This window comes from Comamonas sp. FG99 (assembly GCF_057808605.1).
Window position 1 is genome coordinate 1 of record NZ_JBMDII010000027.1, and the last position, 12,014, is coordinate 12,014.

Annotated in this window: 10 protein-coding genes and 1 tRNA gene; 3 read left to right on the plus strand and 8 right to left on the minus strand. The window is 67.4% G+C overall.

The window, feature by feature from the left end; translation table 11 throughout:
- Positions 1-619 (plus strand): vWA domain-containing protein (locus ACODRX_RS17570; RefSeq protein ID WP_488872830.1); only part of this gene is annotated, 619 nt, incomplete at its 5' end.
- Positions 620-656: 37 nt separating this feature from the next.
- On the opposite strand, the gene ACODRX_RS17575 is transcribed toward ACODRX_RS17570, so the two are convergent.
- From ACODRX_RS17575 to ACODRX_RS17605, 7 genes are all read right to left on the minus strand, one after another.
- Positions 657-1,565: an ABC transporter substrate-binding protein gene (locus ACODRX_RS17575; RefSeq protein WP_488872831.1), complete on the minus strand. Its 909-nt coding sequence runs from the start codon at positions 1,563-1,565 to the stop codon at positions 657-659.
- A 58-nt stretch (positions 1,566-1,623) separates the two neighbouring features.
- Positions 1,624-1,713: transfer RNA gene (locus tag ACODRX_RS17580), tRNA-Ser, on the minus strand.
- Between the two features lie 61 nt (positions 1,714-1,774).
- On the minus strand, positions 1,775-3,427 hold the full coding sequence (locus tag ACODRX_RS17585; protein ID WP_488872832.1) for a Na/Pi cotransporter family protein: 1,653 nt from the start codon (positions 3,425-3,427) through the stop codon (positions 1,775-1,777).
- A gap of 260 nt (positions 3,428-3,687) precedes the next feature.
- Complete coding sequence (locus tag ACODRX_RS17590; protein WP_488872833.1) at positions 3,688-4,557, minus strand: phytanoyl-CoA dioxygenase family protein; 870 nt, start codon at positions 4,555-4,557, stop codon at positions 3,688-3,690.
- Positions 4,558-4,633: 76 nt separating this feature from the next.
- On the minus strand, positions 4,634-5,128 hold the full coding sequence (lspA, locus tag ACODRX_RS17595) for a signal peptidase II (RefSeq protein ID WP_488872834.1): 495 nt from the start codon (positions 5,126-5,128) through the stop codon (positions 4,634-4,636).
- On the minus strand, positions 5,121-7,988 hold the full coding sequence (gene ileS, locus ACODRX_RS17600; protein WP_488872835.1) for an isoleucine--tRNA ligase: 2,868 nt from the start codon (positions 7,986-7,988) through the stop codon (positions 5,121-5,123). Before ileS ends, lspA begins: the two co-directional genes overlap by 8 nt.
- 124 nt (positions 7,989-8,112) lie before the next feature.
- Positions 8,113-9,249, minus strand: coding sequence for a bifunctional riboflavin kinase/FMN adenylyltransferase (locus tag ACODRX_RS17605; RefSeq protein WP_488872836.1), 1,137 nt, complete (start codon positions 9,247-9,249; stop codon positions 8,113-8,115).
- Between the two features lie 121 nt (positions 9,250-9,370).
- Between ACODRX_RS17605 and ACODRX_RS17610 the strand changes: the two genes are divergently transcribed.
- Positions 9,371-9,961: an HNH endonuclease gene (locus ACODRX_RS17610; RefSeq protein ID WP_488872900.1), complete on the plus strand. Its 591-nt coding sequence runs from the start codon at positions 9,371-9,373 to the stop codon at positions 9,959-9,961.
- A gap of 23 nt (positions 9,962-9,984) precedes the next feature.
- Here the strand turns inward: ACODRX_RS17610 and ACODRX_RS17615 are convergent, their stop codons facing one another.
- Positions 9,985-11,319 carry a methyltransferase gene (locus ACODRX_RS17615; protein ID WP_488872837.1) on the minus strand — a complete coding sequence of 445 codons (1,335 nt, stop codon included), beginning with the start codon at positions 11,317-11,319 and terminating at the stop codon, positions 9,985-9,987.
- Positions 11,320-11,421: 102 nt separating this feature from the next.
- Between ACODRX_RS17615 and purN the strand changes: the two genes are divergently transcribed.
- Positions 11,422-12,000, plus strand: a complete 579-nt coding sequence (purN, locus tag ACODRX_RS17620) for a phosphoribosylglycinamide formyltransferase (RefSeq protein WP_488872838.1) — start codon at positions 11,422-11,424, stop codon at positions 11,998-12,000.
- Positions 12,001-12,014: the final 14 nt, after the last annotated feature.

The following is a 12,014-nucleotide window of genomic DNA, read 5'->3' on the forward strand; positions in this document are numbered from 1 at the left end:
GGCCAGCCATGCGCAGGCCATGGCGCCGCGCCGCCCGGGCGCGGCGCCCGATTGGCCCGCCACGCTGCGCATGCGCGGCAGCCAGCCGCTGGCGGCGGCGCATCTGCGCTGGCGCCAGCCCCAGGGCCGGCCCCAGGCCTTGCACGTGTTCGCGCTCGACTGCTCGGCCTCGATGCTGGAGAGCGCGGCCTTTGCCCGGGCCAAGGGCCTGCTGCTGCAATGGCTGCGCTGGGCCTACCTGCAGCGCATGCCGGTGGCGCTGCTGTGCTTTGGCGCGGGCCAGCTGCAGTGGCGCCTGCCGCCGCGCCGCGCGCCGCGCTGCAATGCCGATCTGGTCGAGCCTTTGCCTGGCGGCGGCGGCACGCCGCTGGCCCCCGCTCTGCATGCGGCCTGGGCGCTGCTGGCGCGGCGGCCCGAGGCGCACAAGCTGCTGTGGGTGCTCAGCGACTTCCGCAGCCCCGATGTGCTGGCGCTGCAGCGCGTAGCCGCGCCGCCGGGCCTGGCCCAGGTGCTGGTCGACTGCGAGGCGCCGGCGCGCGCCGGGCAGCGGGTTTTTGGCGGAGCCGGGCGCCTGGCGCGGGCCTGGCCGGAGGCGGTGCGGATTGCCTGTCAAGCATAAGGAGTGGCCGTACCTTTCACTGGGAAAGCGTAATTTGCTATCTTTTTGATAACGCTGCGCCAGGCAGCGGCAGCTGCCGCAGGCACTGCACGATGCGCCGCGCCGCCTCGTCGATGCGCGGGCCGGGCCGCACCAGCGTATCGAACTCGGCATTGGGAATGCGGCAGTAGCGCCGCTCACGCAGCGCGGCCATCTGGCTCCAGCCTTGGCGCTCGGCGGGCGGCACCGGCATGTCGGCCATGGTGATGATCACGTCCGGGTCGGCGCGCAGCACGTACTCGGGGCTGAGCTTGGGATACATCGGCAGCTCGCGCCCGGCGATGTTGGCCAGGCCCAGGCCGTGCAGCGTCTGGCCGATGAACGAGGCCTCGCCCGCCGCCGCCATGCCGCTGTGCAGCTCGAAATAGACCTTGCGGCCTTGCCATTGCGGCGGCATCTCGCCGCGCAGCGCCGCCAGCCGCTGCTGCAACTGGCGCCACAGCTGCGCGCCCGCGCCGGGCCGGCCCAGCAGGGCGGCCAGCAGCTCCAGCTCGTGCGCCATGCCGTCGTAGGTCTGGGCGTTGAGCGTCAGCACCCGGATGCCCAGGCGCTCCAGCCGTTCGTCCACCTTGTGGCCGGGCCTCGCCAGCACCACATCGGGCGCGAGCGCCACGATGCGCTCGATGTCGGGATCGCGCAGGCTGCCCACCTTGGGCAGCGCCGCCGCCTGCGGCGGCCAGGTGGAAAAGCGGTCCACGCCGACCAGCGCGTCGCAGCCGCCCAGCGCGCAGACGGCCTCGGTGAACGAGGGCTGCAGCGAGACGATGCGCCGCGCCGGCTGGCTGAAAGACACGCTGCGGTGGCGGGCATCGACGAGCTGGATGCCGCCTTGCGGCGCGGCTTGCGCCGGCGCCGTGGCAAAGGAAATGGCCGAGGTCAGCGCCAGGGCCTTGAGGTAGTCGCTCATGTCGCCGTTTGCGAAACCGCATGAAAAACGGGCCTTCGAGGCCCGTTTTCTGAGGGATTGGCGGAAGCGGTGAGATTCGAACTCACGAATGGTTTTCACCATCGCCGGTTTTCAAGACCGGTGCATTCAACCGCTCTGCCACGCTTCCTGGATAGCGAGGCATTGTATGCGTTTTTCCATGGGCTTTTTGGGCATCTGCCGGTCCGGGGCTACTGCATCTCGGTCGACTTGAGCCGGCTGGGCGCCAGCGCGCCGGCCTGCTCCAGGATGGGGTAGGCGACCGAGCACAGCAGCGAGTTGATGCGCTTGAGGTCGCTGATCAGGTCGATGTGCAGCGAGCTGGTCTCGATGCTGGGCACGCTGTTGTCCGACAGGCGGTTCAGGTGCGTGGCCGAGTAGGCCAGCTCCAGGTCGCGAAAGCGGGCCTTTTCTTCGAGCAGCTTCTGCGCCTCGCGCACGTTGCCGTTGAGGAACACGCTCATCGCCAGGCGCAGGTTGTTCAGCAGGTGCTGGTGCAGCTCGTGGATTTCCTGCATGCCGGCGGACGAGAAGTGGCGGCCTTTCTTGATCTTCTTGTCGTCGATGTCGAGCAGCACGCGCTCGATGATGTCGCCGATCTGCTCCATGTTGATGGTGAAGCTGATGATTTCCGTCCAGCGCTGGCCTTCGCGCTCGTCCAGCTCGCTGCGCGAGATCTTGGTCATGTAGTACTTGATCGCCGAGTACAGCTCGTCCACCGTGTCGTCCAGGCGGCGCAGCTCGTGCGAGAGCTTGAGGTCGTCGCTGTCGAGCACCTGGCGGATGCCGATCAGCATGGATTCGACGATGTCGGCCTGGTGCAGCGCCTCGCGCGCGGCGCAGGAGATGGCCAGCGACGGCGTGGACAGCGCCGAGGCGTCGAGGTGGCGCGGGCGCAGCAGGCTGGCGGCGTTGGCCTCGGGCCGGGGCAGCAGCGCGGTGACCCAGCGCGCCACGGTCTCGATCAGCCCGATGAAGCACAGGCTGTTGAAGATGTTGAAGACCAGGTGAAACAGCACCACGCCCTGGCCGCGGTGGTTGATGAGCGGCTGCACATGGGCGATCCACAGGCCGAGGCAGGGCGCGGCGATGGCCACGCCCATGATCTTGAACAGCATGTTGCCGATGGTGACCTGGCGTACCTCCACGCTGGACTTGGCGGTGCTGAGCACCGCCACCAGGCCGCTGCCGAGGTTGGCGCCCAGCGTGAGGCCCAGCGCCACTTCCATGGGGATGGCGCCGGAGCTGGCCATCGCGGCGATCAGCAGCACCACGGCCAGGCTGGAGTAGGCCAGCACCGCGAGCAGGGCGCCGAGCAGCAGCTCCATGAAGATGTCGCTGGTGACCGAGGCCAGCAAGGTGCGCACCGCGGGCGATTCCAGCAGCGGCTCGGTGGCCGCGACCACCAGCTGCAGGGCCAGCAGCATCAGGCCCAGGCCGATGAGCACGCGGCCGACGCGGCCCGGCGTCGCATCCTGGCGGCTGATGAAGAGCACCACGCCGACAAAGATGAACAGCGGCGACAGCCACGACAGGTCGGCCGAGAACAGCACCGCCATCAACGCGGTGCCCACGTCGGCGCCACGCATCACCGCCAGCGCCGAGGGCAGGGTGATCAGGCCCTGGCCGACGAAGGCCGAGGTCATCAGCGCGGTGGCCGTGCTCGACTGCACCAGCGCGGTCACGCCCAGCCCCGACAGGGCGGCCGAGAGGCGGCTCTTCATGCTGTGGGCGAGCCAGTCGCGCAGCTTGGCGCCAAAGACGCGCAGCACGCCGTTGCGCACCATGTGCGCGCCCCAGACCAGCAGGGCGATGGCGGCGAGGAGATTGAGTAGATGCTTCATAGGGAAGCGATCTAATATACCCCGGATAGCCGCTTCGGGCACGGTTGTACCCTTGTGGAGACAATTAAGAACAATAGCTGCCGGCGCTCACCCTCCGGGCATTCTGATATGAAAAATATCTGAAATGCTTGTCTGGCAAGTGCTGGCAGCTATCTTTTTATATGCCAGGTTGCGGCATGGCCGCGCAGGAAGGCGCCTGGCCACATGAGGTTCAGCCACCGCCTCGATCTGAACCCCATGAGCGGTCCAACGCTGCATGGTCAGAAGCTGATCTCGCCGCGCAGGGTATGGTTGAGGTAGGCGAGGTCGCCATCCCTTCTCACCTGTCCGGCACGCATATCGCATTCGCGCCAGTAATGCACGACCATGCTGCGCCGGGTCAACGACATGTCGTTGATGGGTGCGCCGCCGTGGAAAAGGTTGGCGTGCCAAAAGAAGACGTCGCCCGCCTTGCAGGAAAGCGTGGTCGGGTGCAGTCCCCGTTCTTCGATTCCCTGGTTGATGTACTGAACACACTTCTCGGCTTCGGCATTGATGATGTTCAAGCGGCCGTGCGAGAAGTAGTAGGGCGCAATGGCATGGCTGCCCGGGTAGTAGGTGAAGGGGCCGTTGTCAGGGCCGATGTCGTCGAGCGCGATGATGGCCGCGACCATCTTGCCCTCGACCGGCGGCGGCATGTACCACGTATCAAGGTGGAAGGGCTGCTGGCTGCCACGCTCAAAGTTCAGCGTATTGCAGATGAGCGGCTCGCCATCCAGCAGTTCGGTCAACGCCGCCTTGATCGTTGGGTTCAGCGCAACCTTGCGCACGGCGGTGCTGCGGCCAAACAGGTTGTTCAGCTTGTACGCATCCTGGCGGACAGACGCAGGTATGGCGTTCATGCGGAATTCTTTTCCGGCGAACTCGCCACTGAGGACGTCGACCAAGTGATCGTTATTTTCCCGGTGGGCCCACTCGCCATCCACCTGGGCCTGGATTTGCGCCAGCTCCTGCGGCGAGACCGCCCCGGCCAGTTGAAGATAGCCGTTGGCGTTCCAGAAGTCCCACTGATCGGCGCTTAACGTACCCGTACCCGTCTCCGTACCCGTACTCTGAGGTGCAGGCGATCGTTTTTTCAATAGGCCGAACATCGGTTCCTCCCTTGGGATTTAAAAAGACAATAGGTTTGCATTGTAAGAGCACGAAAACACTCATACACAGGGGGGGTTAGCGCTTGGCGCTGCGCAGGCGCAGGACTTCATCCAGGATCAGCAACCCTGCGCCCAGTGTAATGCCCATGTCGGCAATGTTGAAGGCCGGGAAATGCGCCGTGCCCCAGTAGAAATCCAGGAAGTCCACCACATAGCCATGGCGCATGCGGTCGACCACGTTGCCGATCGCGCCGCCCAGGATGCACGACAGCGCCAGGCAGAACAGGGTATTGGCGCTGTGGCGCCACAGCTGCCAGGCGATCACCAGCGCCACCACCACGCCGATGCCGGTGAACAGCCAGCGCTGCCAGCCGCCGGCCGCGGCCAGGAAGGAGAAGGCCGCGCCGGGGTTGTGCGCCCGCACGATGTTGAAGAAGCCGGTGAGCGGCGTGTAGTCGCCCAGCTGGTAGTGCTGCAGGATCCAGTCCTTGCTGAACTGGTCGGCCCAGAACAGCGCCGCGGCCCACAGCAGCCACAGCACGAAGCGCTTCGGCGAGCCGCGCTCATGCATATTCGCGCACCTCGCCGCTGCCGTGCAGGTTGCTGTCGCAGCGGCCGCACAGCGTGGGGTGCGCGGGGTTGCTGCCCACGTCGGCACGGTAGTGCCAGCAGCGCTCGCACTTGGCGTGCTGCGAGGGCTTGACCGTCACGGCCAGGCTTGCGTCGGCCTGGCCCGCCACCGCCGCGGCGGCCGAGGTGATGAGCACGAATTTCAGCTCGTCTGCCAGGCTCTTGAGCAGTGCCAGGTCTTCGGGCTGGGCCGCCACGGTGACCTCGGCCTGCAGCGAGGCGCCGACCTTGCCTTCGGCGCGCAGGGCCTCGATGTCCTTGTTGACCGCGTCGCGGATCTCGCGGATGCGGGCCCACTTGGCCAGCAGCGCCTCGTCGCCGGCGGGCAGGTCGATGAAGCGTTCCAGGAAGATGGATTCGCTCGCGCCAAACACCTTCCAGGCCTCTTCCGCGGTGAACGACAGGAAGGGCGCCATCCAGCGCAGCATGGCGTGGGTGATCTGGTGCAGCGCGGTCTGGGCCGAGCGGCGCGCCAGGCTGCCGGCGGCGCTGGTGTAGAGGCGGTCCTTGAGCACGTCGAGGTAGAAGCCGCCCAGGTCTTCCGAGCAGAACAGCTGTAGCTTGGCCACCACGGGGTGGAATTCGTAGACCTTGTAGTGCGCCAGCACCTCGGCCTGGAACTCGGCGGCGCGCGCCAGCGCCCAGCGGTCGATCTCCAGCATCTGCCCGTAGGGCACGGCATTCTTGGCGGCGTCGAAGTCGCTCACGTTGGCTAGCAGGAAGCGCAGCGTGTTGCGGATGCGGCGGTAGGCGTCGACCACGCGGGCCAGGATCTTGTCGTCGATGCCCAGGTCGCCCGAATAATCGGTGGCGGCCACCCACAGGCGGATGATCTCGGCGCCCATCTTGCCGCTCACGTCCTGCGGCGCCACGGTGTTGCCCAGCGACTTGGACATCTTCTTGCCCTGGCCGTCGACGGTGAAGCCGTGGGTCAGCAGGCCGCGGTAGGGCGCGCGGCCGAAGATGGCGGCGGCCAGCAGCAGCGAGCTGTGGAACCAGCCGCGGTGCTGGTCGTGGCCTTCCAGGTACAGGTCGGCCTCGGGGCCGCTGTCGTGGTGCATCTCGGGGTGGGTGCCGCGCAGCACATGCCAGAAGGTGGAGCCGGAGTCGAACCACACTTCGAGGATGTCGGTGCTCTTGGTGTAGTGCTTGGCGTCTTCGGCGCCGAGGATCTCTTCGGTGCTGGCGCGGCTCCAGGCCTCGATGCCGCCTTGCTCGACCATGGCGGCCGCCTGGTCGATGATCTCCATGGTGCGCGGGTGCAGCTCGCCGCTGTCCTGGTGCAGGAAGAAGGGCAGCGGCACGCCCCAGCTGCGCTGGCGCGAGATGCACCAGTCGGGCCGGCCGGCGATCATGTCGCGCAGGCGGGCCTTGCCGTTCTCGGGGTAGAAATGGGTCTGCTCGATGGCATCCAGCGCCAGCTGGCGCAGCGTCTTGGCGGGCTTCTGGGCCGGGTCGGTGAACACGCCTTCGCCTTCGTCCATGCGGATGAACCACTGGGCGGCGGCGCGGTAGATCACCGGCGTCTTGTGGCGCCAGCAATGCGGGTAGCTGTGGCTGATGGTGGTGCTGTCCAGCAGGCGGCCGGCGACCTTGAGCGCGTCGATGATGACGGGCACGGCCTTCCAGATGTGCTGGCCGCCGAACAGCGGCAGCTCGGGGGCGTAGACGCCATTGCCCTGCACCGGGTTCAGGATGTCGTCGTAGGCCAGGCCGTTGTTGACACAGGAGTTGAAGTCGTCCACGCCATAGGCGGGCGCCGAGTGCACGATACCGGTGCCGTCGTCGGCGGTGGCGTAGTCGGCCAGGTACACCGGCGAGATGCGGTCATAGCCCTGGTCCACGGCGCTGAGCGGGTGCTTGAACGGCATGTGGTCGAGCTTCTCGCCCAGCGCGGTGGCCACGACGCGGCCTTCGAGCTGCCAGCGCGCCAGGCACTTCTCGACCAGGGCCGAGGCCACGATCAGCAGGCCGCGCTCGGTGTCGACCAGGCTGTATTCCAGCGCGGGATTGACGTTGAGCGCCTGGTTGGCGGGGATGGTCCAGGCGGTGGTGGTCCAGATGACGATGAAGGCCGGCTTGTCGAGCTGCGGCAGGCCGAAGGCGGCGGCCAGCCGGGCGGGCTCGGCGGCCGGGAACATCACGTCCAGCGTCTGGCTTTGCTTGTCGGCGTATTCGATCTCGAACTCGGCCAGCGACGAGGCGCAGTCGAAGCACCAGTACACGGGCTTGAGGCCGCGGTAGACGAAGCCGCGCTCCATCACCTGCTTGAGCGCGCGCAGCTCGCCGGCCTCGTTGGCGTAGTTCATGGTCTTGTAGGGGTGGTCCCAGTCGCCCAACACGCCCAGGCGCTTGAAGTCCACCATCTGCTGCGCGATCTGCTCGGTGGCAAAGGCGCGGCTCTTGGCCTGCATCTCGTCGCGCGGCAGGTTGCGCCCGTGCAGCTTCTCGATCGCGTTCTCGATCGGCAGGCCGTGGCAGTCCCAGCCCGGCGCGTACAGCGCATCGAAGCCTTCGAGCTGGCGGCTCTTGACGATCATGTCCTTGAGGATCTTGTTCACCGCGTGGCCGATGTGGATCTTGCCGTTGGCATAGGGCGGGCCGTCGTGCAGGATGAACTTCGGCGCGCCGCTGCGGGCGTCGCGCAGCTGCTTGTAGATGCCTTTGTCCTCCCATTCCTTGACCCAGCCCGGCTCGCGCTTGGGCAGGTCGCCGCGCATCGGAAAGGGTGTGTCGGGCATGTTCAGCGTGGCGCGGTAGGCAGACGCTGCTTCGTTCTTGTTGGACTTGGAATCGGACATGGAGGGAAAACCTTGGGAACCTGAAAGATAGGGCGCGGCCCGGCAGCCGGGGCCGAATGGCAGATGGGCGAAGCCAGGGCCCGGCATGAGGCTGGGGCCCGCTGGCGTGGGGATCGGGCCAGCGTCAAATTCGGTCGCGCGTGGTCTGGCGGCGGGTATCCGTGTGATTGGGGGCGTGGCCGGTCGCAGCGGCGAAATACGCGCGGGCATCCGCGCAGTCCCTGGCGATGCCGGCGGTGAGGGCATCGAGACCGTCGTATTTCAGCTCGTCATGGAGTTTGTGCAGCAGTTCCACGCGGGCGATTCTACCGTAGGCCCCTTCGCTGCCCAGATCGTCGGGCCATTGCAGGCAATGGGTTTCGAGCAGCACCCGGCCGCCGTTCACGTCGCTGGGGTCGAGCGAGGGGCGCACGCCCAGATTGGCCACGCCGGGCAGCGGCTCGGGCGACAGGCCGTGCACCCGCACCACGAAGATGCCGCTGGCCGCGGGTTTCCAGTGCTTGAAGCGCAGGTTCAGCGTGCGAAAGCCGTTGCTGTGCGCCGCGTCGGTGGCGGCCAGCGTGCGGCCGAGCTTGCGCCCGTGCACCACATGGCCGGAGATGGTGTAGGGGTAGCCCAGCAGGCACTCGGCGGCCGCCATGTCGCCAGCGGCCAGCGCGTTGCGGATGGCGGTGCTCGAGACGCGCAGGCCGGGGCCGCCGCCGGGCCGCCCCAAGGCGGGCCCGGCCCCCTCGGGGGGCAGCGGCGACACTGAGTTCGGAGCGTGGGGGTCGGAGGTTCTGTAGCTGTTCATGCGCGCCACCTCGAAGCCCTGCTGGCGGCCGGCCTCGACCAGCATGGCGTAGTCGCCGGCACGCTTGGCGCCGAAGCGGAAGTCGTCGCCCACCAGCAGGTAGCGCGTGCCCAGGCCCCGCAGCAGCACCTGCTCGATGAAGGCCTGCGGCGCCTGGCTGGCCAGCTGCTCGTTGAAGGGCAGCACCACGGCCTGGTCGACGCCGGCCTGGCGCAGCTGGTCGAGCTTGTCGCGCAGCGTGCTGATGCGGGCGGGCGCGAGGTCGGGCTTTTGCAGCTTCTGGGCGAAGTAGTCGCGCGGATGGGGCTCGAAGGTCATCACGCAGCTGGGAACGTTCAGCCGCCGGGCCTCATGGCGCAGCGAGGCCAGCATGGCCTGGTGGCCGCGGTGCACGCCATCGAAATTGCCGATGGTCAGGGCACAGGCGGCAGCCACGCCAGGGTGTTCGAAGCCGCGGAATATCTTCATTGGAGTGCTTTGTTTTTAGTAGCAATATGCGCAGGTGGAAGGCGCACATAAGACAGTTTTCACCGTGAAAGTGTATATTGTCGTGCGGGCCTAGCTATATTTCCTTGAGTAGGAGTGCATGGTGAAGGTGTTGAAGCTGTCTTCGGGAGGCGTGCCGCAGTCCTGGATATCCTTGCAGGAAGCGGTCACGCATTACGCCGCCGGCGATGTGCGCTGGGAGGCGGGGTCGGAGATCGCCTGTTTCCGTGGCGGGCACAACGCCGTCTCGGGGCTGCAGTCGCGCATCGCGGTCAGCAGCATCATCGGCACCCGGGGCAAGCCCTGCGTCGATCCCTTCGCGATGCGCATGGCGCTGACCAACGAGAAGCTGTTCCGCCGCGACCGCCATATCTGCGCCTATTGCGGCCAGTGGTTCGACGAGTCGCTGCTGACCCGCGAGCATGTGGTGCCGGTGTCGCAAAAGGGCCCGGACAGCTGGACCAACGTGGTGGCGGCCTGCAAGTCGTGCAACCACCGCAAGGCGGGGCGCACGCCCGAGCAGGCCGGCATGCCGCTGCTGTACACGCCGTATGCGCCCAGCCTGTGGGAAGACTTCATCCTGCGCAACCGCCGCATCCTGGCCGACCAGATGGAGTTCCTGATGGCCCATGTGCCCAAGAGCTCGCGGCTGGCATTGGCCAGTCTCGATCCGGCCGCGGCGCTGCCGCACTGACGCGGCCCCGCAGCCGCGTCCGATCAGGCCGCGGCGGCGGCGGAATAGCCGGCCTTGGTGGCGGTGATCACGAAGCCGTCCACCGGCTGGCCGGCCTCCATGCGCAGGTCCAGGTCGCGGGTCTGCACGAACTCGAAGCCCGCCTGCTTGCACTGCTGCATCACGCTGCTGAGCTTGTGGGTGTAGCGCCCGGTGGGCTGCAGCTGCGCGTCGGGCCCGGTCACGTCGCCGTGCTCGCACGAGAAGATCAGCTGCCCGCCCGGCGCCAGGATGCGGTGGGCGTTGGCAATTGCCTCCTGCAGGTCGCCGACGTAGATGAACACATCGAGCGCGGTGATCACCTCGAAGGTGCTGTCGGGCGTGGCGCGCAGCGCCTCCAGCAGGTCGACCTGATGGAAGCGGTAGTAGACATTGTGGCGGGCGGCCTGCTCGATCATCTTGGAGGACATGTCCACGCCGACGATGTAGCCGTCCACCGGGCCGAGAAAGACGCCCAGCAGGCCGGTGCCGCAGCCCAGGTCCAGCACGTTGAGGCGGCGCTCTGGATACAGCTCCAGCAGCTGCGCGGCCACCTGCTTGGGCAGGCGGTACTGCAGCTCGCGCACCATGTGCATGTCGTACATGCTGGCCATCTGGTCGAACATGCTGGTGGTCAGCGCGGTCGGCACATGCGAGGGCGTCTCGCCGCGCGCCAGCTGGTCGTAGTACTGCACGATGGGGTTGTCGGGCATCTGCGCCAGCAGCGCGGTGGTATCGGGCAGCGCCTCGGCGAGGGTGCCGCGCGCCTGCAGCGTCTGGATGCGGCCCATGCGCTGGGGCGCGTCGCTCGGGTCCTCGTCGATCAGCGACTGCCACTGCGCCAGCGCTTCGTCCCACTTGCGGATGGCGGACAGATCCTGCGCCAGGTGGCGGCGCAGCACCCGGTCGCCGGGCACCAGGGCCAGCGTGGCTTCCAGGTAGCGGATCGCCATCTCCATATTGCCGGTGCGGTGCGCAATGTCGATCACGCAGGACAGCACATGCAGGTTCCTGGGCTCCAGCGCCGCCACCTTCTCGGCGTTGGCGATCGCCTCCTGGTTGCGGCCGTGGCGCGCCTGCAGCAGGCCCAGCTCCAGGATGCCCGGGCCCCAGTCGGGCGCCATGGTGTTGCAGCGCTGCATGGCGTCGAAGGCGCCGTCGATGTTGCCGGACTTCTCGGCCATCACCGCGGCCAGCATGAACAAGCGCGCATCGCGCGGCGACTTGGCGCGGGCCTCGTTCAGCGTATGGGCGGCGCCGCTGAGGTTGCCCGCCGCGATTTGCTGGCGGGCCTTCTCCAGATGTTTGCGGATCGGATCGGCAGGTGCTTTAGCGCTCATGGAAACAATCAGTGGGCCTGAGGCCGAGACAAAAAGAAAACCCGGCATTATCCAGCATTCGCAAAAAGCCCGAGCGCGCGGCACTGCGATAATGCCGCCTCCATGAAAAACATCGTGATCCTGATCTCGGGCGGCGGCTCGAACATGGCCGCCATCGTGCGCGCCGCCCGGCAAGAGGATTGGGCCACCCGGCCGGGCGCCCGCGTGGCGGCGGTGCTCAGCAACAAGGCCGATGCCGCGGGCCTGGCCTTTGCCCGCGAGCAGGGCATTGCCACCGCCGTGGTCGATCACCAGCAGTACGCCACGCGCGAAGCCTTCGATGCCGAGCTGATGGCGCGCATCGACGGCTTCGAGCCGCACCTGGTGGTGCTGGCCGGCTTCATGCGCATACTCACGCCCGGCTTCGTGCAGCACTATGCGGGGCGGCTGGTCAATATCCATCCGTCGCTGCTGCCGGCCTTTGCGGGCCTGCACACGCACCAGCGCGCGATCGATGCGGGTTGCCAGTTCGCCGGCGCCTCGGTGCACCTGGTGACGGCCGAGCTGGATGCGGGGCCCATCGTGCAGCAGGGCATCGTGCCCGTGCTGCCCGGCGATACCGCCCAGGCCCTGGCCGCCCGCGTGCTGGTGCAGGAGCACCAGATCTACCCGCAAGCCGTGCGCAAGCTGCTGGCCCGATAGGAAAGAACACCCCC